Origin of the sequence: Aquimarina agarilytica ZC1, from assembly GCF_000255455.1 — a bacterium.
GTDB lineage: Bacteria > Bacteroidota > Bacteroidia > Flavobacteriales > Flavobacteriaceae > Aquimarina > Aquimarina agarilytica.
The window spans coordinates 149,280-175,765 of record NZ_JH621249.1 but is presented as its reverse complement, the minus strand read 5'-3'; the positions used below and the strand labels follow the sequence as shown (position 1 = coordinate 175,765).

Here is a 26,486-nt window from a genome sequence, read left to right as displayed (position 1 = left end):
TTTTTTTCAAAAAAAATAAAATCTAAACTTTGGATATAATGAAGAGACATAAATCTTAAATCGATATCCATGCCATCCAAAAAAAGAAAAACATTAGTTTTATTACTATACATTCCAATTATATTTTGGAGTCAAAATAAATATACAGATGATTGGGATTCCTTAAAAAACTACCAAGCCCCTGAATGGTACGAGGATGCAAAACTAGGTTTTTGGGTTCATTGGGGAGTATATTCTGTCCCTGCTTTTAAAGGTGATCATGCAGCTGAGTGGTATGGAAGATGGATGTATTCAAAAGAAGGGCAAAGTAGTAGAGATAATCAAGGATTAGCAACTTTCAAACATCATAAAAAAATATATGGTAATCCCGATAAATTTGGTTATAAAGATCTTATCCCTTTTTTTAAAGCCGAAAAATTTGATGCCAATAATTGGGCTGAATTATGTGTAAAAGGAGGTGCTAAATTTTTTACAATGATGGGAGTACATCATGATTCGTTCTGTCTTTGGGATACTGAACTCTCTCCTTGGAATTCTGTAGACATGGGTCCAAAAAAAGATTTAGTAGGTTTAGTCGAAAAAGCCGTAAGAAAAAAAGGACTAAAATTTGGAGTATCTAATCACTCTGCATGGAATTACACCTTTTTCCAATGGAATCATATTAACAGATTTGATGCTATTGATAAAGGTAATGAAGATTTATATGGAAATCCAATCATTGAAAAGGGCATGGATACAATCCAAATAAAGCCAAACGAGTCTAGAAGAAATTGGTTAAAAAGAAGTCGTTGGGATTCTGTAAAACCGAGTGAACGTGATCTCGATAGATGGTTAGTAAGAACTAAGGAATTGGCTCAATTATACACTCCTGATCTTTATTATTTTGATTGGGGGTTTAATATAAAAGAATTTGAAACTAGACGAAAAGAATTTGGGGCATTTTATTACAATCTTGCCCTAGAATCAAATAACGGAGTATTCGGAAAACCAAATGTCGTTTTAAATTATAAAAACCATCATACTTTTCCTAAAGGTTCAGCAATCCGTGATTTTGAAAGAAGTGGTTATGACCAAATAGCAGATATGGTTTGGCAAACTGACGATTGTGTTTATGATGATCATAACTGGGGATATGCCGAAAATATACCGATAAAATCAACTAATATAATTGTAGACGAATTAGTTGATATTGTAAGTAAACGAGGAGTTTTAATGTTATCATTTGCTCCAAAAGCTGACGGAACAATTCCCGACGATCAAAAAAAATTAATCTTTGAACTTGGTAATTGGCTTAAAATATGTGGAGAGGCTATATATAATACTCGACCTTTTGAAACTTTTGGAGAAATATCTAGTAACTGGGGTAAAAAAGACGATTCGGGGAAGAAAAGATTTATCGGAACAAAAGAAGATATTAGATTTACTAGATCAAAAGATTATAAAAATATTTATGCTACTTTTTTAGATTGGCCTAGAAAAAAAGCTGTTATTAAGTCTTTAAAAGATTTTAATGATAAAAATATCAAATCAATAAAATTAATAGGGAATGATACTCCTTTAAAATGGAAAATGTCTAAACAAAAGGGATTGATTGTTTATTTACCTAAAAAGCCAAATTATGAAATGGCGTTCCCTTTAAAAATTACCTTACATAAATCTTTAAGAAAGATATATTAAAAAAGAAAATTTACAGCTTCAACCACATTCTATCTGGACAGGCATGATGCCTTTTAACTAAACGAAAAATGCATTAAAGTGCAAAGGTTTAACTTTTTATCAATACATAATGACATAAAAAAAGAAGAGAATTTTTGGCAGAAACGCCTAAATTCTCTTCTGTGGAGTCGGAGGCTATTGAACTTGTCACTTATTAATTACCCTTGTTTATAAGTTTACCAACACTTAACAACTGTTTTTAAAGGTTTTATTATATTTGTTATAGTTCTTATACTATAGTAATATATAACATAATTGTCGACCACCTGTCGACTATGACTTCAACCTTTTTTTTAAAGCAACCTAAATCAGATAAAGAAACTCTGATTATATTTTCATGTTATTTTAAAAAGGAACGAAAGAAATTCCTCTATTCAGTTGGCGAAAAAATCAATCCTAAAAATTGGAGTCAAGAAAATAAACTACCAATCTTAAAGGGTAAAAATAAAGCTACCAATGCAAGTGCTATCAAAATGCAATTGAACAGACACACCAATTCATTTCAAGCAATTGCAAACAGATGTAAAATTACTGGTGAAGAGTTCACTTCCCTCCTATTAAAAAAAGAATTTGATATTGAGTTTAAAAAAGCCTCTAGTAGTGATAATACTTTTTATGACGCTTTTGAAGAATTTATAACATACAAAATCAAATTACAGGAATGGTCAACCTCAACAGTTAAGCGTTACAGAAATATCAAAAACATTTTACAAGATTTTGAGAAAATCGTAAACTACAATTTAACCTTCAATACTATTAATGACAATTTCCATGCAGATTTTACTCACTACTGCATGAATGTTAGAGGACATATTAATAATACTTATTCCCGAAATTTAGGTTTATTCAAAACCTTTATGTTTTGGGCTTTTAGTAAAGGGTACACTTACAATACTAGCTTCAAGAGTTTTGAAAAGAAAAAACGTGTAGTCACTAAACAAATAGCGCTGACAAAAATAGACTTGCAAAAATTAATGCATTTCGATTTTAAAAATGAACGTTTGGAAAAAGTACGAGATGTATTTGTATTTTCATGTGTAACAGGTTTACGCTTTGGCGAATTAAGACTTTTTACCAAAGAAAGTATTGTTGATAACGCTATTATCCTAAAAGAGGAAAAAGAAACAGAAAAAGAAAGTAGAACCATTCCCTTAAATGAAGTGTCAACTCACCTACTCCGAAAGTATGATTACAAACTACCATTAATAGCCAATCAAAAACATAACGAATATGTAAAAGAAGTTTTTAAAATAGCTGGTTATACCGATGAGGTTGTAAAAACTACTACAAAAGGAAAAGAAAACATTACTGTAACAATGCCTTTTTATGAGCGTATTAGCTCACATACAGCAAGAAGAACCTTTATCACCATGATGAAAAAAGAAGGATTATCAGATAAACTCATCGCCTCAATAACTGGACATACAGATATGAAAACACTAAATCAATACTATCAAATTGATGATGATTCTAAAAAAGAAGCAGTTAATGAAGTATTCAATTTAGACGTTCAACTTCTTAAAAAAGTGCAATAAATGAAAAAACCAATAGGCTTAAAAATTGATATACCAGAAGGAAGCAAGATTACTACAATTAAAGCATCAGATGAATTAAGGGCTTTTTTTGAAAATGAACGCAAAAACAAAAAACAGATAAATGACTATATAACAGAGTTTTTGGGTGGAAAAAAGGTGTTTAATAAAGCTAACGATATATTTACAAAAGCCATGACTGACTCCCTCCCTTCTAACCTAGCTAAGGACTGCCTATATTGTAAGGGTGATAGTAAAGATGAAAGCGACAAAAAGTGCTCTAAGTACTATATGCAAATGGGTTTGACTTACGATGTTGCAGCACAAAGTTTTGTGCAAATAATTTTTGCTAATTCACATATTAGAAATAACAAAGAACAGTTAAAAGCATTAACAATCAATTTTTTCAAATGTTTTAGATGGGTAAAAGGTCAAGGACTAGTCTTTTTAGATTTAGAAAAACTATGTAGACACGCCTTAAACTCAGGGTTTTTATCACTTTCACAACTATTTGCTCAATCAGAAGCTTTACAAAATATTGAAGTATTAAATAATTCTCTTGATAATGTCAACGATGAAAGCATGAATAACAAAGTTCTTCTAAAAGAAGATGAAAATTATTTAGAACTTCAGAAAGAGTTTTTTGAGAATAAAATGAGGTTTTACAAAGAGAAACTTAAACTTCAAAAAGAATCGAAGTTATTAAAAGATAAACCCAAAAAAACTAAGAAAGATAAAGTAACAAAACCGACTACACCACAATACGCTTTATACTACTATTACTTACAAGAAGGTAGAGAGTATCCTTATTTTGAAAATCATCCAGAAGGAAAAATACAAGCAATTGAAGAAGTCTTAAACAAAGAGGGGTTACAAACATCAGCTAAATACTTTCAAATCAAATATAATTTTATAGCAAACTATAAAACAAATAGAGTAGCTAAAAATCAAAAGAAGAATATCGATTTTGTAGCAAACACAATGCTTAACGACTACAAAAAACCAAGAGAAATTGCAATTTCAGAATTGAGTGAAATAATAAATAGATATAAGTAACTATAAATGGTAACGGTTACATCACCAGTAACCACTTCAATCCTAAAATAGATTTGTAACAAATTATAAAAGGTTTGTTATGAATAATCCATTTAAGGCAATCGTAGAAAGGTTGTCAAACATTGAATCTTTATTACTGGAACTTAAACAAAAGCCCGTAGAAGAAGAAAAGTCCGAAAATCTTACCGTAAAAGAAACCGCTGAGGTATTAAAAGTATCTGAGCAATCCGTACACAACTATATTAAAAGAGGCACATTATCTGCTCAAAAAGTTGGTAGAATTAAACTAATAAAAAGAGTTGATTTAGAAAATGCATTAACTGAGGTTAAGTCCCTAAAATATAAAAGGGCTTAGCCTTTTTTTTATGGAGCATTCTCAAAACTTTGATTAGGTGTTATGTATACATTAGCAGAAAACGGGACAAGAAAATTAAGTAAAGAACGAGTAATCGTAAACGGAAAAGGCTCTGACCTCAACAAAAAAGAGGCTTTAAAAGGAAGAGCAAAGCGAAAAACAATTACTCAAATAATGATGCTCAACTTAATAAGTATTGCACAAGAAAACGGTGGCCAGAGTTTGAAAAAGCGTGTTGGAATAGCTACTATTGTCAAGAGAAAGTCTACACGGCAAATGGTCGACTATATGGAAAATATTGTAAAAATAGATTTTGTACTTTATGTTGTAGTATTCGCAAAGCAGATATTATAAACAGATACAAGCCTGTTATTGAAAAATGGGAAGACCCTTACTTTGTAACCCTAACCGTAAAAGCTTGTAAAGCTCATCAGTTGGGTAGTTACTTCAATGTACTAAACAAAACCTTCTCTAAAATTATCGACAAACACAAAAAAAGACATCAACGAGGAAAAGGTATGAAGTTAATGGGTATCAAATCATTAGAATCTAACTTTAACCCTTTACGAAAAACGTACAATCCACATTTACATGTTATTGTTGCTAATAAGGAAATGGCTTATATTTTACTTGACGAATGGTGTGATAGAGCAAAGAAAGGTTACGTAAACAGAAAAGGGCAAAAGGCTGTTAAAGTTTGGAATCTGGATAATGCACTTGTTGAAATCATTAAGTACGGGAGTAAGGTTTTCACAGAGCCTGACCTTAAAAAAAGGGCTAAAGAAACAGCTGCTCCTCAAATTTACATGAATGCCCTGTATACTATTCTAAATGCTATGAAAAGTAAACGCATTTTTGATAGGTTTGGCTTCAACTTACCTACTGAAGCAAAACTAAAACACTACCCTGCTACTTTATTAGATAATTTTAGAGAGTGGGAATTTAACGCCAAAACCAATGATTGGAATAACACATCAACAGGTGAAGCACTTACACAATACAATATGCCTAGTAATTTACAAGCCCTATTGGAAAATAATATTAATGTTACACTAAAATAACAAATAAGCATATTAATGATGTAAACATTTACAAAATCAGTAATTAAAAAAACCAACTATTTAGGTTAAAAGCATCCTTTTTAGAAATTTTAGGTATTTTATCGTTTTTTATTAAAAATAAATAACCACTAATTTATTTCATTCTACTTTAAAGATATTTTTGTAACGAGCTATTTTATCAAAATTAGTTTGGAGTTACGTATGGGCAAACACTATTTCAATTTAGTTTTTGAAATAAGAAAATTATAAAAACAACTGAGTAGATGCAAAAAAAATACGAAAAAATATTAAAGAAAATTCAGTTAATAACAACTGATCTTGACGGCAATATAGTATTCAATGACAATAAACTATTTCCTGAATGGGATAATTGTAACACTATTTTTGATGCTCATCCTTTTTTTAATATAATTAACTCCCTTAATGCTTCAGAAAACGAAGACATTACATACCAGTCGGTTCACATAAATAGAGTAGCAAATAACGAGAAAATTTGTGATATTCAATTTAGCTTTGAAGATGCTGAATTAGATATTATTATTTATGATTACACCACAAAGTATAAAGACTTAAATAATATTTCACAAGAAAGGAATGAATCATTCATAAAGGCAAACAAGCTTGAATATTATAATGACTTATTAGTAGATAAAGAGGAATTTAAAAATAAATTCTTAGCCAATGTTAATCATGAATTAGCTACTCCAATTACCTCAATAAAAGGTTTTGTTGATTTGATTATAAAAACGGATCTAGATTACGAACAAGAAGAAATTGTTAAATTTATTAAAAATGAATCTGAATATTTGCAAGCTGTATTTAATGATATGTTGGATATTTCTCAAATAGATTCTGGAAGTTTTAAACTTAATAAAGAGAATTTTAATTTTGTTGAATTTTTAAATTCTACAGTATCCCCATTTAATAAGTTAATTGAACAGACGGGCAATCCCATTGTGTTTACCAATGAAATAGATCCTAAGATTGAACCTATTGTATACGCTGACAAAAGGCGTATGTATCAAATAATAACTAATTTATTAAATAACGCTATAAAATATACGGATGAAGGGAGTATTCATTTTTCGGCTACAAGATTAAAAGGAAAAAATAATAAACAAGCCATACAAATCATTGTAAAAGATACAGGTTATGGGATTTCAAAAAAAGATCAAGACCAAATATTTGATGCGTTTTCAAAGGTTGACGCCTCTATAAATGGCATTGGTTTAGGGTTAAACATAACCAAAAGCTTAATTCATTTAATGGGAGGTAGTATTGATATAAAAAGTGAAAAAGGAGTTGGTTCTGAGTTTATAATAAATTTACAATTTTCAAAACCCAAAAAAAACAATAACCCAGAAAAAAAAGAGGTCGTATATAAATTACCAAAAGGTAAAAAATACAGAGTTTTAGTGGTTGAAAATAGATTAAATACTCAGTATTTATTTATGAAGCAATTATTAAGAGACGGATCATTTTTTGTAGATGCTTTTTCAACAGCCGAAGAAGGAATAAAAGCCCTTGAAAGCAAAAGGCACTATGACCTAATAATATCGGATATTAAATTACCTGGAATATCAGGTTTAAAGTTTGCAGCACACATAAGGAAAACATACAGTGATTCATTTATTAAAGATATTCCCATTATAGGGGTTTCCGGAATATCCAGTTTAAATATAAGGGAGAAAGCTCATAGAGCAGGTATGGATGCATTTATACCAAAACCATACACTCAAGAGGTTTTAATAAACAAGATTTCAAAACTTCTCTTAAAAAAGGAAAAAACTAGCGTTTAATTATTATTTTTAATAAAGTGATCCCTAAACTTAGGTGGTCACTTTATTTTCTATATAACTATTATATATTTCTATAAACTTTTCTTCTAATAATGGTTTTTCAATATAATCGTTAATGAATCCATTACCATAGGCTTTTAATTTATCCTTTTCCCAGTTGGATGTGGTTAGGAAAACAATAACAATATCAGCTTTTAGTTCTTCATCCAATTTTTCATAGTGTTCTAAAAATTCAAAACCTCCCATTTTGGGCATATTGATATCTAAAAAAATGATATTGGATTTTGGACAGTTTTTATCCTTAAACTTTCCTCTTTTATGGATGTAATCTAAAGCTTCAACTCCGTTGGTAGCCACATTTATAGTTTTTACTAAGCCAGTAGCAGTAATCGTTTTTTTATTTAAAAAATTAGTAGAAGGGTTATCGTCTACAAGTAATACACAGTTGATACGGGGGGATTCACACATGTTTTTAGTTTAGAAATATTAGGTCAGAATTAATTTTCTAACACTGTAAATAACTGTATTTTTTTTAATAAAACCAAAAACACATTTTTTATAATAATTAATTTAAAGGCCTAGAAATGTTAAAAAAAGGGCTGTTTTTTTTTGTGAAAAAACTATATTTAACATATTAAAGCTTACTTAATCGACTTTACAGGTATTACATCGTTAATCGTCAAACGAATAACCACTTTACTACTGTAAGTAATAAGAAAGTTTTTTTACATTTAGATTACCCAACATTAACTCATACCGACCCTTCCAATTTTATGGATAAATCAATTTCTATACAAACAAAAAAAAATAAATCCAAAAAGGATCAGCTATACGTAATAGGTATTGGAAGTTCAGCTGGAGGTTTAAAAGCTCTTGAAGAATTTTTTGATAATTGTCCTTCCGATACTGGTTTTGCATTTGTTATTATACAACACCTATCACCAGATTACAAAAGTCTTATGCCCGAACTTTTATCAAGGCATACTAAAATGAGTGTTAAAGAAGCCAAAGAAGGTGATGAAGTAACCGCCAACCATGTGTATTTAATTCCTGGTGTAAAAAACATTCAGATAAAGAATGGAAAATTGGAATTAAAAGAGAGGCCTCCTAGTAATCAAATTAATTTTTCCATCGATTTATTTTTCAAGTCACTTGCTATTGAGCAGAAGGACAGAGCTTTAGCTGTTATATTATCGGGTACAGGTTCTGATGGTACAAAAGGGGCTAAAGAAATAAAGGAAGTTGGAGGTACTGTTTTTGTTCAAAATCCAGAAAGTTCAGGCTTTGATGGAATGCCTAGGAGCGCCATATCTCAAGGTTTAGCGGATTACATTTTGAATCCTGAAGAAATGGGTGCAGAGTTAGTGGATTTTGTATCGCAACCGCAATACGTGTATACTACTGTTAAAGGTGGTTTGACCGATAATGCAGAATCTCTTGATCGTATTTTAAAAATTATAAAAAATTACACGGGTTATGATTTCTTTTACTACAAAAAACCCACTTTGTTAAGAAGAACAGCTAAGCGTATTAGTATTACCAAATCTCAAACGGCTGAAAATTATATTGATTACTTATATAATAATCCCGAAGAAAAATTCTTACTAACACAAGAATATTTAATTGGTGTTACTAAGTTTTTTAGAGACTCCAGTGCCTTTGATATAATGAGAAGGGAAGTAATACCAGCCATCATTTCAAGCAAAAAAAATACTGAAGATTCAATCAAAATATGGGTGGTTGCTTGTTCCACTGGTGAAGAAGCCTACTCTATTACTATTTTGATTGAAGATTACATGCGAAAGCACAATTTAGATATAGATTACAAAGTGTTTGCTACTGACCTTGATGACAGGGGTATTGATGTAGCTACCAAAGGAATTTATAAGCATAATATAGAGGCTGAAGTACCTGCTGAAATTCTGAATGAATACTTCATTAAAAAGGAATCAGATTATCAAATACATCCTAGCATTCGAAAACGTATTATTTTTTCTAAACATGATATTTTACAAAACCCTCCTTTTAATAAAATGGACTTGGTTTCTTGTAGAAACATGTTAATATACATGGAAAATAATATCCAGCTTCAAGTATTATCTAGTATACATTATGCTTTAAATAAAGGAGGATACCTTTTCCTGGGGAGTTCTGAAAATTTAGGGATTTTAAATAAAAATTTTGAGGAAATAAGTAATAAGTGGAAAATATATAAAAACGTACAATCGGAACGTATTTTAAATATTAACAGAAATGATATTTGGAGGGTTGAAAAAGAAGGTTCTTCTAGGTTTAAAACGAGAAACACCAACTCATCCATAGAAGATAGGATAGCAAAATCCATTAATAAGTTATTAATGGATACCATGCCAGCAGTAAGCATATGCATAGATGATAGCTTTGAAATAATACATGCTGTTGGGAAATTAAAAAAATATCTTGTTTATCCTGATGAAGGCTACTCCAACAATTTATTAAAAATGCTACCGGATGAATTAAATATTCCCATAGCTAGTGCGGTTCGTAAATTAACTTCCTCTACCGATGCCAATATAGAAAAGAGTATAAGGTTAGTTACCGAAGGAAATGTATTAAAACACATTAGACTCGTAGTTTCCTCACTAAGTATTGTGTCTAATACCAGTCGTTCCTATTTAATAACTATTATAGAATCTTCTGAACATGTAATAACTAAAGAAGATACATTAAAGCTGTTACCAGCAATAAGCTCAGGTGATAATCAATTAGAAGAGCTTAAAGAAGCCTTGTCGGAAACAAGAGAGAATTTACAATCCACTATTGAAGAGTTAGAAACTTCTAACGAAGAAATGCAGGCTACCAATGAAGAATTATTAGCCTCGAATGAAGAATTGCAGAGTACCAATGAAGAATTACAATCCTTAAATGAAGAATTACACACCGTAAATGCGGAATTACAAGAAAAAAATGCCCAGTTGATTGAATTGAATTCAGATGTTGAAAACCTGATGAAAAACATCAACATTGGAACTATTTTCTTAGATCGAGATTTTAAAATTAGAAAATACACCCCATCTATAAGAGAACATTTTAAGTTAAGGTTAGAAGATGTAGGGCGCTCAATTAGCCACTTTTCGGGAACTCTAGGTGGTCAAGATCTTATTGAGTATTCAAGACAGGTTATAAAAACATTAGAACCTTTTAGAAAAGAGGTCACTAACTCAAACGGCAGTTGGTTTTTAATGCAAATTTTTCCATACCGAAGTCAGGAAGATGCTATACAAGGAGTGGTCATCAACTTTATAGATATTACTGAACTAAAATTTGCTATAAAGGAGAAAGACAAAGCCAATAATTTTCTATCACACATTTTAGACACCAACCCTGCAGCTGTGTATGTCTATGATATAATAAATAAAAAGAATATTTATTCCAGTTCAAATATTCTTGATATAGCAGGTTACAGTGAAAAAGATCTTACGGAACTTGGAGCAAACATGCTACCTACAATTATTCACCCAGATGATTTGAATAATGTTATAAAACATCACGAAAAGCTTACTTCTCTAAGAAATAACGAGAGGCTTCAGCTTGAATATAGAGTGGTGCATAAAAAAACAAAAAAGTCCATATGGCTCCTTGCTACGGATACCGTTAATGAACGTAATAAAAAAGGGGAAGTAAGTTCCATACTAGGTACCTCTCAAATTATTACTGATTTTAAAGAGATGGAGGATAAAATAAAAGTGAATGAAGAGCGCTACAGGTTAGCCATCTCTGCTACTCAATCTGGTCTATGGGAATGGAGTGATTTACTTAATGATAAAGCGTGGTGGTCACCCGAAATTTATAAATTATTAGGGTATTCCAAACGAGAATTAAAAACATCATTTAGTGATTTTATTGATTTAGTGCATCCTGATCAAGTTAAAGTTTTCAGGGAAGGTTTAGAAGAGCATGTTGAAACTGGTATTCCTTTTCAAGAGGATGTTAAAATTAAAACAAAAAATGAAGGCTACAAGTGGTATAGAGTGAATGCTCAAATGAAACAAAATGAAGATTCTAAGGAAATTAAAAAAATTGTAGGAACAATATTAGATATCAACACTAAAAAAGAGTCTGAAAAGAAAATGAAAGACCTTAATGTTGAGTTAGAGCGTTTTGCCTATTTAGCTTCTCATGACTTAAAAGAGCCACTAAGAACAGTTACCAGCTTTACTAAGCTATTTAAAGATGAATATAAAGCAGTACTTGATGATAATGCTTTCCAGTATATAGACTTTATAGAAGGCGCATCTGCAAGGATGATTACACTCACCAATGATTTATTGGTGTACTCACAATTAGATGACAAATCACTAAACTTTGAAATGGTTAACTTAAATAAGTTACTATCAAATATAAAAGATGATTTACACCAAACAATAATTGAAAGCAAAGCTGAAATTACAGTCGATAAACTTCCTAACATTGTCTGTGATGCTTTGCAAATTAAGCAACTATTTCAAAATTTAATTTCAAACAGTTTAAAATATAGAGGAGATAATAAACCTAGAATTAGCATAGGTTATATAAAAAAACCAAGAAGTTTCGAATTTCATGTCAAAGACAATGGCATAGGTATTTCCAAAGAGCATCATGAAAAAATATTTGAAGTTTTCAAACGACTGCATAGCCAAGTTGAATATGAAGGTACGGGTATTGGTTTAGCTAATTGCAAGCGAATAGTGTTGAATCATAACGGAAAAATACGAGTAAAATCTGAAGAAGGAAAAGGTTCAGAATTTTTATTTGAAATTCCAATAATAAAAACATAATGGAAAAGATAAATAGTATTTTATTAGTAGATGACAGTAAGCCAACAAACTTTTACAACAAAAAAGTGATCGAAATTTCGAAAAAAGTAAACGATGTTTTTGTAGCTGAAAATGGATTAGATGCCTTAGATTTCCTCTATAAAAGAAAAGGAAATCAGCCCCCTAATATTATTTTTTTAGATATTAACATGCCTAAAATGGATGGTTATGAGTTTTTAGCTAAATATTCCAACTCCTTAGCTCCTAAAGAAAGGGAAAACACACTTATTGTTGTCTTATCTACAACAAATTTAGAAAAAGACAGGATGAAAATGAAAGCCACAGGTTTGGTGCATGAATTAATTGAAAAGCCTTTATCTAAAGAAGATTTGGATCGAATTAGTAAATATTATTTAGAAAACTATACTTGGTATAACTCAGATGAAGACCTTCATGATTGTGCCTCATAAGTCTGAAGATAGTGTACCCTTAAGATACTTATTTAATTAGCCTTATTACAATATAATAGATTCTCTTTCTCCCCCCACATATTTTTCCAATTTTTCAAGTAAATTGGTATCTAGATTTTTATTTGCAATAGCACTTACAAAAGTATATCCACTTAGTATATTTTGCTCTTCCTCAGTTAACTTATTCTTGTATAATACAATTATATTTTTGTCTACATTACATCTTTTGTAATCAGAATTGTATTTTTCTAAAAATTCCCAACCCTCGTTTGAGGTAGAGTGAATATTAATAAAAATTGTATTGGGTGCAGAGTCTGACTCTTTATTTGTATTGATATAGTTTAATGCCTCTTCATTACTATCTAAGGTAAGAATGTGGTTTGTAAATATACTTTTTACAGTTATAAACTTCTTTAAAGCTAATAAATTAAAGAAATTTGATACTCTATTATTATCCACCAAAAGAATGTGACCAAAAGTAGCTACCATAATATTAGAAATTAAAGGTTAAACATATTATAATAAAAGTAATTTAATATGCTACTCTATTTCCAATTACACACTTTTTAAAAGCTATAAAATCCGCTAAAAAACATATATAATCGACAAATAACATATGTATTGGGTAAAAACTATAGAATTAACTAATCAAAGAGATTCCTATATAGAATTTTGCATTACTTAAATTATATAAAAAACTACCGTTTTTATTGACACCGCCAAAGGGAATATATTATCCGGAGACTTGCCTCGGATTTAAAAGTCTGTTTGCTTCGAATGCCTCGTGGGCTTTCCCCCGAGGTAGTTTAGCAAACTATATTTTATTAATAGTGCTCATAGTAAGCTCAGTTTGTATTGCTTTAAAAGTTTCTATGGCAGCAATAGTGATCGAAGTATGTTTTTTGGCATCAAGAACACGTAATTGAGCTACTAGTTCAGGCCAGCCAGCTTCTTTTGGAGTCATAGACATGTATGATAAAGGAACATCACCCATAGATGATTTAATTTTTTCACTTAATATAGTTCCTCCCATACTAGAACCTATAAGCACATAGCTGATACCCAATAAAATATCCTCATCAATATTCTGTATATCAGTTGTCAATTCTAAGAAACTAGGTTCAACGTTTAGTTCATACAAATCTTTTCTTATCGCTTGGTTTCTATGCTCTAACTTTGTTTTTAAAGCTTCAATAGGAACATTTGCAATAAAAGGTGAAATGCGTTTCCAAGGAGAATAAAATGCCTTTAACATTTGGATATATTCACTTTTATTCATTAGACCTTGTTCACAGGATTTAAGCAAAGGATCCTCATGTAGCTCTTGGTGAATTTTACTGGTTTCCTGTCTTAGTTTAGTTAATACGTTTTCCATTTCTTTTTATAAAATTACAACGAAGTTACCGCTATTATAATGGTTTTATTTAGCCAAATTAATGCTCTTCCGTTTTTATCACTTTTTCAATAGTTTCAAAAAGTTCGTCTGGTGTAAACGGTTTATTTAAAGAATCCACCTTATAAGAGCCTCCTAAAGATTTAATATTGGAAACTGGATCGAAACCTCCACTTACAATGGCTCCTGTAACTATAACAACGGGGACTTCTTTTCCCCACTCAGGAACTTTCCCTAATGATGAATTACGTAAATAACTGATTAGCGTTAATCCCCCTTGTGGTAAAAAATTTCCTTTTTCATCAACTAAAAAAATATCAAGTACTACGGCATCAAACTCCATTTGATTGCAATAACTAACTGCTTCATCTATATTAATAGCATGACAAGGAACCATGCCTTCCTTTTTAAATTTCCTAACCCATTGACTTGCTAGGTCGATATCATCCTCAAATATAAGGACGTGTTTTTTTTGATTTGAATTATTCATTTATAAGCCTAATTTTAATATTTGCAGAGTATTAAGCAATTGTGTTTTGCTTACTGGTTTTGTTAAAATTTCCAAACAACCAGTCTCTTTTAATTCTTGATCTTTACTTCCAAATCCTGTTGCGAAAACAAAAGGTATATTTTTTTTATTTAGTAGCTCTGCTACTTCTATACTAAATTTACCACGAATATTTACATCTAAAAAAGCGATATCGTATGTTGTTTTCTCAATACAAGCAATTGCAGATTCTATTGAAGGTGCTGCATCAACTTTAGTTGCCCCTAAACTATTTAAATGGCTTTCCATTTCTTTAGCTATTATATAATCATCTTCTAAAACTAAAGCCACAAATGAATTAATACTTTTTGGCTTGAGTACCATTTTTTTTAATTCTTTTTCTACAGAAACAAATTCATTTTTCACTGGGATAATAAATATAGCTTCAACTCCCTCTGAATCAAAGTTTAATTTACAATCTGCCATATATTCATAAGTAAGCGCCTCTTTAATCAAGGTACTACCAAAACCATGTCTTGTAGGTTCTTTTACCTTTGGTCCTCCCTGTTCCTTCCAAATAATTGAAAGTTTACCTTTTTCAAAAGTCCAATTTAATTTAACTTTCCCTTTGGAGTTTGATAAAGCTCCATATTTAGTGGCATTTGAAGCTAATTCATTTAAAATTAAAGCTAATAAAGATGCTAGGTCTGGTGATAATGAAATATCATCACCTGAAAGCAAAAGCCGTTCATCCAAATAATTATGATAAGGAATGAGTGCATTTAAGAATAATTTATGAATGCTAATTTGTTCCCAATTAAACTCTGTTAAGAGTTTTTGCGTTTCGGACAACGCTTGTAATCTTGATTCAAGTGTACTTATAAATTCCTCTAAATTATGTGATGAACTTTTAGATTGCGTAATAATTGATCCAATTAAAGCTAACATATTTCTTACTCTGTGATTTAACTCCCTTATAACTAAACCAAGTCTTTCTCGATGTTGTGATTGAGTAAAAATAGTAGACATCGTTCGGCCAAGTGCGTTCTGCAATGATTCAACAATAATAATATCATTATTAGTAAAACTTTCAGCTGATTTTTTCTTCGAATCTATATATTCTTCAAATGAAGCTCTAGGGTTTAATCTGAACCCATCTTCAGTTTTGTAAATATCTTTGTTTGGTTTTCCTGCCCACTTTATAACTTTATTTTCATCCTTACGGAAATACAAAAGGTACTTGTATGACATGGCAGGATTAGGAATAGCCATTACACCCGCAATATCCCCCAAATTAAGTTCGGGAAATTTAGATTCAATCGAATCTATTCCAATGGGTTTTGCTGTAGCTGCTTCGGATTCATAAATACTATCTAATCTTTTGCATAATTCACGAACATGTGCTTCAGTAGGGCAAACGCCATAGCTATCAAATCGGTCTTCACTTAGTAGCCCTACCCCATCACAATTAATTAATGTTGCTAGTTGAGAACTTGCCGTTTCCCAATAGGAAGTAAAACCTAGAGCGCTATCATCAGAAACAAAAAGAGAAGATGAAACTCTCATACAAGCTTCTATATTATCCGTTCGTTTTTTATGAATAATCGAATTTAAAATTAATGAAACTGAACCTGCTAATATTTCTAGGGCAGAAATGATTTCAGCATCCAACATTTTTTCTTCCACATGATGAAAAGCAAAAAGTCCCCATAACTTTCCATTGACTGTTATGGGAAGAGTAAGAGTAGCCTCCACTCCCATATTTTTCAAATACAACATATGAACAGGAACATGACCTCTAAATAAAGCTAATGATAAGTCTAAAGGTTCCTGTTTCTCACCGATAGATAAAATATCTACTTGTACTGCACTTATAGATGGGATTATACGAATTGGAGTTGTTTCATATAGTTTACGAGCACTTTGAGGAATATCACTAGCTGGAAAACGGAGTCCCAAAAAAGAGTTTACCTGTGGTTCTTTAGATTCTGCAACAACTTCTCCAGAGCCATCACTTAAAAAACGATAAACCTTTACTCTATTGAATCCCGAAATAGCTCGAAATTCGACTACCATATTTTCTAATAAAGTAGGTATATCACTTATTAAGTTTAATCGAGAAACTATACGATGAACATTGTCAAGCATTTGTAACTTATCATCAACAGTTTGTTTACTAGCTTGAAATTCTAAAATAAGATGCTCGCCCTTTACATGAGCGTAAATATCATTATGTCCATCTTTTGTAGTTAATTGACCAACGAACTCTCGTTGAGTTTTAATCGTGCTATGAGCCAGTGCATTATTACATTTATGCACAATTTCTCTAGGTAATACATCATTAAACTTGGCTCCTAATACTTTATCGATCGGTAAATTGAGGGCATCAGAAATGTTTTTGGAAACACTTACTATAATATGTGTATTGTAATCAACAGCAAGTAAACAACCATAGGGCTGAATATAACCAATATTATGAATGGGTATCGTTTCGCAATTTTGAATTGCTTCTTTTTCAGCTTTTAATTTGTGCTCAATTTCTACTTGATTCATAGTTTTCTATTATTTGTATAATATCCGAAAAAAACAAGACTCAAAAAATATTATTTATTATACTTTAAGTGAAATTTTCGTAATACATATTATATATTAAGCTAGAAAGTTGTAGCATAGAATATTAGAAAAATATGTGTTTTATGAAAAAAAAAAATCAAAAACTTAAGTTTTTGGTTACTTAAGTAAATTTTGTGTGCGATAACAATTAAAAATTGTCGACCACATTGTCGACCAAAAATAGAAACTCCCGTAATCATTATTGATTCGGGAGTTTTCTGTGGGCTCCAAGCGAAAGAGTTCGAACTTTTTGAATGACGATGTTAACTTAATCATCTCAAAATCAATGTTTATAAATAATCAGGCTGCAAGGATTTAGTTCCACTTCATCTTTTGCAACCTGACAGCATTTAAAATTGCAAGCAAGGCAACACCTACATCTGCAAAAACAGCTTCCCACATTGTGGCTAGTCCACCGGCTCCTAAAATGAGAACTATAATTTTTACGCCAAAGGCTAAAACAATATTTTGCCAAACAATACTTCTGGTAGAACGTCCTATTTTTATAGAACGGGCAATTTTTGAAGGTTGGTCGTTTTGAATGATAACATCTGCCGTTTCTATGGCAACATCACTTCCTAAACCACCCATTGCCATACCAACATCACTTGCTGCCAAAACTGGTGCGTCATTAATACCATCGCCTATAAAAGCGACTGTTGTATCTGGTTGTGCTTTGAGTTTTTCTACTTCGTTAAGCTTATCTTCTGGCAACAAACCACCTTTTGCCCAATCAATACCTAATTCTTTAGAGACTTTTTGCGTAATGGAATCTTTATCCCCAGACAGCATTATGATTTTTGAAATACCAGCCTCGCGAATTTGCTTAATCGCCTGATGGGCATCTTCCTTCAGTTCATCTGCAATCGTTACGTAACCTGCAAATTTGCCATCTATTCCTACCATTACTATAGATTCCACAATAGTATCAGTTTCTGAAGGGACATCAATGCTATTTGAAGTCATTAAAGCTTTGTTTCCTACCAGCACGGTTTTTCCGTTTATGGTTCCTTTCAATCCTTTTCCCGCGATTTCAGTTACGTCGGTTGCATCATAGTCGGCACCTTCGGCTTTGTATTCCATAATGGCTTTGGCGATGGGATGTGTGGATTGCTCTTCCATTGCCATTAGGTATTTCATAAAGTCCGCTTTCGCGAAAGCGGAATCATTTACAACTTCCTTAATTTTAAATACTCCTTTTGTTACCGTACCGGTTTTATCCATTACCACGGTATTCACCTTAGTCATTGCATCCAAAAATGATGCGCCTTTAAACAGGATTCCGTTGCGAGATGCAGCACCCAATCCACCAAAATATCCCAGCGGAATGGATATTACCAAAGCACAAGGACAAGAAATCACAAGGAAGATTAAAGCTCGATATAGCCAGTCTCTGAACACATAACCGTCAACAAAGAAATAAGGAAGAAAAGTCAGACCAATTGCCAGAAATACAACGATAGGCGTATAAACACGAGCAAATTTTCTAATAAACAACTCGGTTTTAGATTTACGAGCGGTTGCGTTCTGCACCATATCCAGAATACGTGCGATAGAACTGTCTTTAAACTCCTTAGTAGTTTCTACCTCAATAACTCCATCGAGATTGATGCTTCCTGCAAAGACAGACGCTTCTTTTTGAATAGTGTCTGGTTTGCTTTCTCCAGTAAGAGCAGCGGTATTGAAAGAACCTTTATCTGAAAGCAAAATACCATCAAGTGGTACTTTTTCTCCTACGCGCACTTGAATTTTTTCGCCAATCTTAACCGTCTCAGGATTAACCGAAATGAAGTCGCCATTTCGATATACTAACGCCTCATTAGGTCGTACGTCTAACAAAGCTTTAATGTTTCCTCTTGCCCGATTCACCGCTGCTTGTTGAAACAATTCGCCCACAGCATAAAATAACATTACAGCTACACCTTCTGGGTATTCTCCTATGGCAAATGCACCCAAAGTTGCAATGGACATTAAAAAGAACTCCGTAAAGAAATCTCCATTTCTGATACTTTTCAGGCCTTCTTTAATTACTGGAAGCCCAACAGGAATATAGGCTACGGTGTACCATACGATTCTTACCCATCCTTTGAAAAATGGTAGCGCGTCAAAATAATCAACTGCAATACCTATTATAAGCATTACAAAACTGAAAATCGCAGGAATATATGTTTTCAAATTAGACACTTCGTCTGGAGGACTGCTATGATTGTGACCGTCATCGTGGCTGTGCTCGCCAGAATGTTTTTGCGTGTCTAAGTCTCTTAAGTTTACTTTTTTCTTTTTCATTTACTATTGAATAAATTAATTATGTCATTTGGCATAGGCATACGTTTTAATGGTGGCACATTTGAACCTCCTGTATTTCCTAGTGGCACGTGATTAATAAACGACTTCCAACCACCAACAACTAATCTGATTATTTGACCAAATACTTCTTTAGTATTCTTTTGCATAAACCCAAATTTCAACATTAACCAATGTGAATAGGTATGTTCAATGGGATAAGATTGACCTACAATATGACTCCTTTCTAAATGATGCCAGGCAATAGTAAATTGTTCCATTTTTAAATTATTGCGGTACAACTCTAATTCTTTACAATATGCCTGTTTTAGATGTCTTGGTATTTTAATATTTAACGTCATATCCAATGATTTTTTATAAAAGTAGTTTAATAACTAGTGCAACAGAAGTGCATTTATTGCCCACTACATTTCTCGCATATTCCCTTTACAACAAGGTTTACATCTTCGGCTATATAGCCGTCAGGTACTTTGATTTGTGGAATTTTATGTTCCGTAAGACATACTGTTTCATTGCAATTGTTACAATGAAAATGTAAGTGTAAATCTTGTTCAATCTCACAGTTACAACCCTTTTCGCACAAGGCATACTTTGAAATGCCCGTGCCATCATCTATTTGGTGTACAATTTTCTTTTCTTCAAAGGTTTTGAGTGTACGATATAGTGTGGTGCGTTCCGCTTTCGCGAAAGCGGACTCAATATCTGTTAGTGCTACTGCAATTTCCTTTTCAGCCAAATACTTATAAATCAAAATGCGCATCGCCGTAGGACGTACTTGATAATTTTCTAATGTTTTTTCTATTTCTGTCATTTGATAGTTTTTAATGGCTATGTTCTGCTTCTCCTTTTTTCATTTCTGCCATTAGGTAATAGGCATTATTCATAGCATATTGCTCATCTTTTTTATTTGGTCCTAAAAAGCTAACGGCTACCCAATCTCCATCTTTTGCTCCTGTTACAATTTCTATAGGAACAAAGCTCCAGTCATTACCTTCTTTCATCGCCTTAAAAACAAAAGCTTTTTCTCCTTCAATAGAAATTGCACTTTCTGGAAATGCCGTGGTGGTTGCTTTATCTGTTTGGATACGTCCTTGAATATACATTCCGGGAATAAGGTTTCCAGCCTTATTTTCTATTTCCGCGTGCACGTGCAATGCTTTTGGGTTTTCCTCAAAAGTTTTGCTTATCGAGTAAATTTCTGCTGAGAGTTGTTTTCCAGGAATGGACTGGACATTGAACGTTACTTTTTGTCCTTTCTCAATTTTATAGACATCTTTTTCAAAAACCATCAAATCGGCGTGTACGTGAAGCGTGTTTACTATATCCATTAAGTCTGTTTGTGGCTCTACATACTGACCGGTTTTTATTTCTATTTTTTGCACAAATCCTTCAATGGGACTGCGTAGCGCTACACGCTGATAAATCGTTCCATTTCTGACACCTGAAGCATTTATGTTAAGTTGTTTTAACTGAGCTTCCAGACCATTTACCATCGCGAGCGAGGCTTTGTATTCGGCTTCTGCACTTTGAAAATTAGCACCGCTACCTACACCAGCATCATAAAGGGTTTTCTGTCTGTCAAAAGATTTTTTAAGAAACTGACTATTGCTGTATGCGTTAAGATACATCGTTTGTTTCTCAATAATGCTGGGATGTGATATGTAGGCAACAACTTGCCCTTTCTTAACTTCATTTCCTTCTATAACCTCGATAGAAACGACGTTTGCACCTATTACAGTTGTAATAGTTGCCTCATTTTGTGGTGGCACTTCTAGCTGTCCATTAGCCTCTACATAACCACTCATACTGCGCGTTTGTAATGTATCTATAGACATCTGCAAAGCCTCGAACTGTCTTGTAGTCAACATTACTTCTTCGCCTTCAGCGTGATTTTCTTCATTATGTTCACCATCGCTATGTTTAGATTCAGATTCCGAATGTTCATCACCCTTTTTAGACGTTTCATTTTTTGTGTCTCCACAAGCTGTCATTGTGATAACAATCAATAGCAGCCCAATCCATTTATATGTTTTTAAGTTTTTCATTTTATAAGGTATAATATTCAAGTTTGAACAATGCAGTTAAATACTGGTCTAGCGCTTCTAGCGCATCCATTTCTGTTTGTATGGCATCACGAATAATCTGGGTAAATGCAGCGTAGTCTACCGCACCTTCTCGATAAGCCAGTAATGCTCCTTTACGTTGCTCTTTTGCAAGTGGTAAGGATTCATTTTTGTAAAATTGCCAAGCTTCTTCCCACTTCTGATAGGCTTGAACCGCTTGTTGATATTCTGATTCAATCTGTCGCTCTTTAAAATCTGCATTAGTGCTGACTATTTGGCTTTCAATTTTTGCAGCTTTAGCTCGACTTCTATCGGAACCAGAAAAAAGAGGTATGGATATACCTGCTTGATAGGTATAAAACCCACTATTTCCATTTACTTGCTGTATGCCGCCTTGTAAATTAAATGTAGGTAACAAATTTGCCCGTGCTACATCATAATTAGCTTCGGCTTCATCCACACGCTTTCGCGAAAGCAATAATTCTGGATGCTCATTTAAATCCTTATTATAATTAAAACCAATGACATTAGATTGATAGTCATCGGGCACCGTATAAATAATCTCCGAACCTAACCAAAGATTTAGTTTATGCAATGCTATGCTATAATCTCGTTGTGCTTGATGATATTTATTTTTAATTTGCAATGCTTGATTTTTTGCAGAAGCAAATTCTAATCGTGAGATGGCTTCTACTTCCAAATTAAGTTGGACTGCTTTTGAAAACTGACTGTAAATCGAGTCTAGTTCCTTGTACAATTTCATCTTACGTTTTTGCTGAAAAGCTTCTGACCACGCATTTTTTAACTCTTGAGTAACTTGAAGTTCGGTAAGATTATAAGCCGCTTCAGCTAGAGCGATACGTTGTTTTTTCAATCGCTTTTTTGCGCCAATACCTAGTAAATCAATATTTTGCTGTCCGATTCCTATTAAGGTATAAATTCCCTGACCATTTGCTATTTCTTCTCCACCAGTAAAAACTTGTGTGCTTCCCAAATCGTAGGCACTAGCCTTGAGCATATTTTGACGTTCTACTTCTAATTTACCAGTTTGCAATGATGGGTAATTCTGTTTTGCTAGCACTACAGCACTATCTAGGGCAATCTCTGGATAGCCTTGTTGCTGCAAAATAGTTGTATCCATTCTTCTCGTCACTTCTTGTGCTCTTGCACTTGGTATGAAAAAGAACAAACAGACGACTGCTGTGGCAGTTACATAATGTGGATTAAGCTTCATTTTGCGTTCTGAACGCTTTTCTACCCATTGATAAAATATAGGAAGAATAAAAAGTGTAAGTAAGGTAGAGGTCAATAATCCACCTATAACTACGGTTGCAAGTGGCCGTTGTACTTCTGCACCAGCAGATGATGATATGGCCATAGGCAAAAACCCAAGAATATCTGTAAATGCGGTAAGCATAATTGGTCTTATCCTGCGCTTTGTTCCTTCTACAATTCTGTCTCGTAAGTTTGTGACACCTTCTTCTTTTAATTCATTAAGACCGCTTATCATTACAAGTCCATTGAGAACCGCAACCCCAAAGAGCACAATAAAACCAACACCTGCCGAAATACTAAATGGCATATCACGTAACCATAGTGCAAATACACCACCTATAGTTGCCATAGGAATTGCGAGATAAATCATTAACGTCTGCGGAAATGATTTTAAGGCAAAATAGATAAGTATAAAAATAAGTAGGAGCGCAATAGGCACGACGGTTTGCAATCGATTACTAGCACGTTCCAAATTCTCAAAAGCACCACCATAGCGCAAGAAGTAACCAGATGGTAATTCAAATTGCTCATCCAGTCTCACTTGTATATCCTCTACAACAGATTTTACATCACGACCTCTAATATTAATACCTACATAGGTTCTTCTATTTGTATTATCACGACTTATTTGCATAGGCCCAGGTTCATAAGAAACGTTTGCCACTTCCTTTAAGGGAATTTGAGCTCCTGATGGCAAATTGATAAATAGATTTTGAATGTCATTGATACTCGTCCTGTTTTCAGCTTTTAATCGCACAACAAGGTCAAATCTTTTTTCTCCTTCAAATATGACACCTGCTTTACCACCAGCAAATGAAGCTTGTACCACGCTATTAAGCTGATTAATTTCTAAACCATATTGTGCTAGTTTATTCCGATTGTAGTTTACAGTGATTTGAGGCAAACCGTCTGTAGCTTCCACCTTCATATCTGCCACACCAGGAACGCTTGCAATAATTCTACCCATCTCTTCGGCTTTGCTAGCCAGTATATCTAGGTCTTCGCCAAAAAGCTTTATAGCAACATCTTCACGCACACCTGTGAGCAACTCATTAAATCGCATTTCTATAGGTTGAGTGAATTCAAAATTTACACCAGGCACAATGCTAACGGCTTCCTTCATTTTATCCAGCAGTTCTTCTTTTGAACTAGCAGATGTCCACTCGTCACTAGGTTTTAAAATCACAAATACATCTGCAATGTCCATAGGCATTGGGTCTGTAGGAACATCTGCAACACCTATACGGCTTATGATGGTTTTTACCTCTGGAAACTCAGATTTAACAATACGCTCAATCTTTGTTGTGGTTTCGATAGTTTCAGTAAGTGAACTTCCTGGTTTTAAAATAGCGTGAAATGCTAAGTCACCTTCATCTAATTGTGGTATAAATTCTCCACCCATTCTTGTAAAAGCAAAAATGGCAACCGCAAAAAGTGCAACGGCAACACTTACAATTATCTTTCCTTTGCTTAGGGATTTAGTGAGAAGCGGTTCGTACTTACGTTCTACCCAATGGACAAATTTATCTCCGTATGATTTTTTATCGTTCTTAGGCACTCGTAAGAATAACGCCGAAACCATTGGAACATAAGTAAGACACAATATCATTGCACCTATCATTGCAAAAATGAATGTGAGCGCCATAGGTTGAAACATTTTACCTTCGACTCCTTCTAGTGCTAAAATGGGAAGAAATACAATAAGTATAATGAGCTGACCAAAAAAGGCTGCATTCATCATTTTTTTAGACGCCTTTGCTGCTATTTCGTCATTAAATGATTTTCTGTTTTCCGCTTTCGCACTTCGACTGCGCTCAGTATAAACTTCAGCGTTACCTTCATCAACGCTGTGTTTTTTAACGATGTATGAATACATCAAAAAAACGGTGGCTTCTACAATGATTACAGAGCCATCTACAATGATTCCAAAATCAATAGCTCCTAAGCTCATTAAGTTTGCCCATACATCAAAAACGTTCATCAAAATGAATGCAAAAAGAAGAGATAGTGGAATGGTAGAGGCCACAATAAGACCACCACGCCAGTTTCCTAATAAGAGAACTAATACAAAAATCACTATTAGTCCACCTTCCAGTAAATTACCAGTTACCGTTCCAGTAGTTTCTGCAATTAATTCACTACGGTCTAGAAATGGAACAATGCTCACGCCTTCTGGCAGAGATTTTTGAATTTGCTCCATTCGAGTTTTCACATTCTCGATAACCTCGTTAGAGTTTGCTCCTTTGAGCATTAGAATCATTCCGCCTACGGCTTCGCCTTTACCGTCCTTAGTTAGTGCACCATAACGTACAGCACTTCCTATATTCACTGTCCCTACATCTTTAACTTTGATAGGAATACCATTAACGGTTTTTACTACCATATTCTCAATGTCAGAAGTAGTTCTTGCTAGACCTTCGCCACGTATAAAGTTTGCTTGATGATTACGCTCTATATAAGCGCCTCCCGTATTTTGATTGTTGTTTTCTAAGGCAGAAAAGACGTCAGATATTGTGATACCTATGGCACGGAGCTCATTAGGATCTACAGCCACCTCATATTGCTTTTGATTACCACCAAAGGCATTGACTTCTACCACACCTGGCACCATAGACATCTGGCGACGTACAATCCAGTCTTGTATTGTACGCAGTTCTGTTGCGGTATATGTATCACGCATTTTATCATCTACCTCAAGGGTATATTGATAAATCTCTCCTAATCCAGTAGATATAGGCCCCATTGCTGGTTCTCCAAATCCTGCTGGTATCTGTTCTTGTACTTCGGGCAGTTTTTCGGCAACTAACTGTCGTGGTAAATAGGTGCCAATATCGTCATCGAATACGATAGTAACCACTGATAGCCCAAAACGAGATACAGAGCGTATCTCTTGAACATTAGGTAAATTACTCATCGCAATTTCGACAGGATAGGTTACAAATTGCTCAATATCTTCAGTCCCTAGATTAGGTGATTGAGTGATTACCTGTACTTGGTTATTTGTAATATCGGGCACAGCATCAATAGGTACTTGTGTCATACTCCATATACCTGCACCGATAAGTACAAATGTGAGTAACCCAATAATAAATTTATTATTGATTGAAAAATCAATGATTTTATTAATCATTTAATTGTGGTATTAATTCAGTTAATAAATGGGTGTACGCTTTCGCGAAAGCGAAAACATATAATATCTCCCAAAGGGAAACATCACTACAGGATATAGCTATCCTATAAAAACTGAATTATGCCCGTGGTGGTTGGAATAGGGAAAGGGAAATATCCTTACCTATACTGTCAAAATAAACTGTAGAGAGTTTATAGTCTGCAGGATGGTATAGGTCTAAGACATTTAACCCAAAATCCAACGTGTGAACGTGACAGCAATGACAATGACAAAAAGGAGAACACATATCAAGTAGGTTGTGGTCGTGATCGTCAGTATCATTTTGTGATGATTCTATTTGCGTGCTATCCTCAGAAGAGTCAACATTTGCATCACTACAAGGCGCAAAATTAAGCGCGAGCAGATAAAATGAGAATATGAGCGTAAAAATTTTCACAACACAAAGATAACAGAATTA

Annotated in this window: 20 protein-coding genes; 9 read left to right on the top strand and 11 right to left on the bottom strand. The window is 33.2% G+C overall.

Annotated elements, in window-relative coordinates:
* Positions 1–69 precede the first annotated feature (69 nt).
* From KQA_RS18460 to KQA_RS0203675, 7 genes are all read left to right on the top strand, one after another.
* Positions 70–1,677 carry an alpha-L-fucosidase gene (locus tag KQA_RS18460; RefSeq protein ID WP_010178219.1) on the top strand — a complete coding sequence of 536 codons (1,608 nt, stop codon included), beginning with the start codon at positions 70–72 and terminating at the stop codon, positions 1,675–1,677.
* Positions 1,678–1,991: 314 nt separating this feature from the next.
* The gene (locus tag KQA_RS0203700) at positions 1,992–3,251 is read left to right on the top strand and encodes a tyrosine-type recombinase/integrase (protein ID WP_010178218.1); all 1,260 of its coding nucleotides are present in this window, start codon (positions 1,992–1,994) and stop codon (positions 3,249–3,251) included.
* Positions 3,252–4,304, top strand: a complete 1,053-nt coding sequence (locus KQA_RS0203695) for a hypothetical protein (protein ID WP_010178213.1) — start codon at positions 3,252–3,254, stop codon at positions 4,302–4,304.
* A gap of 79 nt (positions 4,305–4,383) precedes the next feature.
* Entirely contained in the window at positions 4,384–4,659 is a 276-nt protein-coding gene (locus tag KQA_RS18455) for a helix-turn-helix domain-containing protein (protein ID WP_010178211.1), read from the top strand.
* A 42-nt stretch (positions 4,660–4,701) separates the two neighbouring features.
* The gene (locus KQA_RS0203685; RefSeq protein WP_010178209.1) at positions 4,702–5,013 is read left to right on the top strand and encodes a hypothetical protein; all 312 of its coding nucleotides are present in this window, start codon (positions 4,702–4,704) and stop codon (positions 5,011–5,013) included.
* The gene (locus tag KQA_RS0203680; RefSeq protein ID WP_198283101.1) at positions 4,992–5,720 is read left to right on the top strand and encodes a protein rep; all 729 of its coding nucleotides are present in this window, start codon (positions 4,992–4,994) and stop codon (positions 5,718–5,720) included. Before KQA_RS0203685 ends, KQA_RS0203680 begins: the two co-directional genes overlap by 22 nt.
* Positions 5,721–5,983: 263 nt before the next feature.
* Entirely contained in the window at positions 5,984–7,519 is a 1,536-nt protein-coding gene (locus KQA_RS0203675) for a hybrid sensor histidine kinase/response regulator (RefSeq protein ID WP_010178205.1), read from the top strand.
* A gap of 30 nt (positions 7,520–7,549) precedes the next feature.
* Here KQA_RS0203675 and KQA_RS0203670 read toward each other — a convergent pair whose 3' ends face one another.
* Positions 7,550–7,987, bottom strand: coding sequence for a response regulator (locus tag KQA_RS0203670; protein WP_010178203.1), 438 nt, complete (start codon positions 7,985–7,987; stop codon positions 7,550–7,552).
* 305 nt (positions 7,988–8,292) lie between these two features.
* Between KQA_RS0203670 and KQA_RS19465 the strand changes: the two genes are divergently transcribed.
* A complete protein-coding gene (locus KQA_RS19465; protein ID WP_010178201.1) occupies positions 8,293–12,315 on the top strand; it encodes a chemotaxis protein CheB in 4,023 nt (1,340 codons plus the stop codon).
* Positions 12,315–12,764, top strand: a complete 450-nt coding sequence (locus tag KQA_RS18445) for a response regulator (protein WP_010178200.1) — start codon at positions 12,315–12,317, stop codon at positions 12,762–12,764. Before KQA_RS19465 ends, KQA_RS18445 begins: the two co-directional genes overlap by 1 nt.
* A gap of 45 nt (positions 12,765–12,809) precedes the next feature.
* On the opposite strand, the gene KQA_RS0203655 is transcribed toward KQA_RS18445, so the two are convergent.
* The 10 genes from KQA_RS0203655 to KQA_RS20980 form a co-directional block, all read right to left on the bottom strand.
* Positions 12,810–13,253, bottom strand: a complete 444-nt coding sequence (locus tag KQA_RS0203655; protein WP_010178198.1) for a hypothetical protein — start codon at positions 13,251–13,253, stop codon at positions 12,810–12,812.
* Between the two features lie 325 nt (positions 13,254–13,578).
* Positions 13,579–14,139, bottom strand: a complete 561-nt coding sequence (locus tag KQA_RS0203650; protein WP_010178196.1) for a biliverdin-producing heme oxygenase — start codon at positions 14,137–14,139, stop codon at positions 13,579–13,581.
* A 58-nt stretch (positions 14,140–14,197) separates the two neighbouring features.
* Positions 14,198–14,647 carry a response regulator gene (locus tag KQA_RS0203645; RefSeq protein WP_010178194.1) on the bottom strand — a complete coding sequence of 150 codons (450 nt, stop codon included), beginning with the start codon at positions 14,645–14,647 and terminating at the stop codon, positions 14,198–14,200.
* Positions 14,648–17,197, bottom strand: a complete 2,550-nt coding sequence (locus KQA_RS0203640; RefSeq protein WP_010178192.1) for an HWE histidine kinase domain-containing protein — start codon at positions 17,195–17,197, stop codon at positions 14,648–14,650.
* Positions 17,198–17,572: 375 nt separating this feature from the next.
* Positions 17,573–19,543, bottom strand: a complete 1,971-nt coding sequence (locus tag KQA_RS0203635) for a heavy metal translocating P-type ATPase (RefSeq protein WP_010178190.1) — start codon at positions 19,541–19,543, stop codon at positions 17,573–17,575.
* Positions 19,540–19,902 (bottom strand): DUF3703 domain-containing protein, encoded by a 363-nt coding sequence (locus KQA_RS0203630; protein WP_010178188.1) that lies wholly within the window; start codon positions 19,900–19,902, stop codon positions 19,540–19,542. The genes KQA_RS0203635 and KQA_RS0203630 overlap by 4 nt, the downstream gene beginning before the upstream one ends.
* Before the next feature lie 53 nt (positions 19,903–19,955).
* A complete protein-coding gene (locus tag KQA_RS0203625; protein ID WP_010178186.1) occupies positions 19,956–20,372 on the bottom strand; it encodes a Fur family transcriptional regulator in 417 nt (138 codons plus the stop codon).
* A 10-nt stretch (positions 20,373–20,382) separates the two neighbouring features.
* A complete protein-coding gene (locus KQA_RS0203620) occupies positions 20,383–21,606 on the bottom strand; it encodes an efflux RND transporter periplasmic adaptor subunit (RefSeq protein WP_010178184.1) in 1,224 nt (407 codons plus the stop codon).
* 1 nt (position 21,607) lies between these two features.
* Positions 21,608–26,029, bottom strand: coding sequence for a CusA/CzcA family heavy metal efflux RND transporter (locus KQA_RS0203615; protein ID WP_010178181.1), 4,422 nt, complete (start codon positions 26,027–26,029; stop codon positions 21,608–21,610).
* 118 nt (positions 26,030–26,147) lie between these two features.
* Positions 26,148–26,465 (bottom strand): DUF6660 family protein, encoded by a 318-nt coding sequence (locus tag KQA_RS20980; protein ID WP_394330913.1) that lies wholly within the window; start codon positions 26,463–26,465, stop codon positions 26,148–26,150.
* Positions 26,466–26,486 lie beyond the last annotated feature (21 nt).

What these genes read in the sequence shown, in the direction of transcription:
- KQA_RS18460 (WP_010178219.1), top strand. Translation starts at nt 70, where the DNA reads ATGCCATCCAAAAAAAGAAAAACATTAGTTTTATTACTATACATTCCA.
- KQA_RS0203700 (WP_010178218.1), top strand. Translation starts at nt 1,992, where the DNA reads ATGACTTCAACCTTTTTTTTAAAGCAACCTAAATCAGATAAAGAAACT.
- KQA_RS0203695 (WP_010178213.1), top strand. Translation starts at nt 3,252, where the DNA reads ATGAAAAAACCAATAGGCTTAAAAATTGATATACCAGAAGGAAGCAAG.
- KQA_RS18455 (WP_010178211.1), top strand. Translation starts at nt 4,384, where the DNA reads ATGAATAATCCATTTAAGGCAATCGTAGAAAGGTTGTCAAACATTGAA.
- KQA_RS0203685 (WP_010178209.1), top strand. Translation starts at nt 4,702, where the DNA reads ATGTATACATTAGCAGAAAACGGGACAAGAAAATTAAGTAAAGAACGA.
- KQA_RS0203675 (WP_010178205.1), top strand. Translation starts at nt 5,984, where the DNA reads ATGCAAAAAAAATACGAAAAAATATTAAAGAAAATTCAGTTAATAACA.
- KQA_RS0203670 (WP_010178203.1), bottom strand. Translation starts at nt 7,987, where the DNA reads ATGTGTGAATCCCCCCGTATCAACTGTGTATTACTTGTAGACGATAAC.
- KQA_RS19465 (WP_010178201.1), top strand. Translation starts at nt 8,293, where the DNA reads ATGGATAAATCAATTTCTATACAAACAAAAAAAAATAAATCCAAAAAG.
- KQA_RS18445 (WP_010178200.1), top strand. Translation starts at nt 12,315, where the DNA reads ATGGAAAAGATAAATAGTATTTTATTAGTAGATGACAGTAAGCCAACA.
- KQA_RS0203655 (WP_010178198.1), bottom strand. Translation starts at nt 13,253, where the DNA reads ATGGTAGCTACTTTTGGTCACATTCTTTTGGTGGATAATAATAGAGTA.
- KQA_RS0203650 (WP_010178196.1), bottom strand. Translation starts at nt 14,139, where the DNA reads ATGGAAAACGTATTAACTAAACTAAGACAGGAAACCAGTAAAATTCAC.
- KQA_RS0203645 (WP_010178194.1), bottom strand. Translation starts at nt 14,647, where the DNA reads ATGAATAATTCAAATCAAAAAAAACACGTCCTTATATTTGAGGATGAT.
- KQA_RS0203640 (WP_010178192.1), bottom strand. Translation starts at nt 17,197, where the DNA reads ATGAATCAAGTAGAAATTGAGCACAAATTAAAAGCTGAAAAAGAAGCA.
- KQA_RS0203635 (WP_010178190.1), bottom strand. Translation starts at nt 19,543, where the DNA reads ATGAAAAAGAAAAAAGTAAACTTAAGAGACTTAGACACGCAAAAACAT.
- KQA_RS0203630 (WP_010178188.1), bottom strand. Translation starts at nt 19,902, where the DNA reads ATGACGTTAAATATTAAAATACCAAGACATCTAAAACAGGCATATTGT.
- KQA_RS0203625 (WP_010178186.1), bottom strand. Translation starts at nt 20,372, where the DNA reads ATGACAGAAATAGAAAAAACATTAGAAAATTATCAAGTACGTCCTACG.
- KQA_RS0203620 (WP_010178184.1), bottom strand. Translation starts at nt 21,606, where the DNA reads ATGAAAAACTTAAAAACATATAAATGGATTGGGCTGCTATTGATTGTT.
- KQA_RS0203615 (WP_010178181.1), bottom strand. Translation starts at nt 26,029, where the DNA reads ATGATTAATAAAATCATTGATTTTTCAATCAATAATAAATTTATTATT.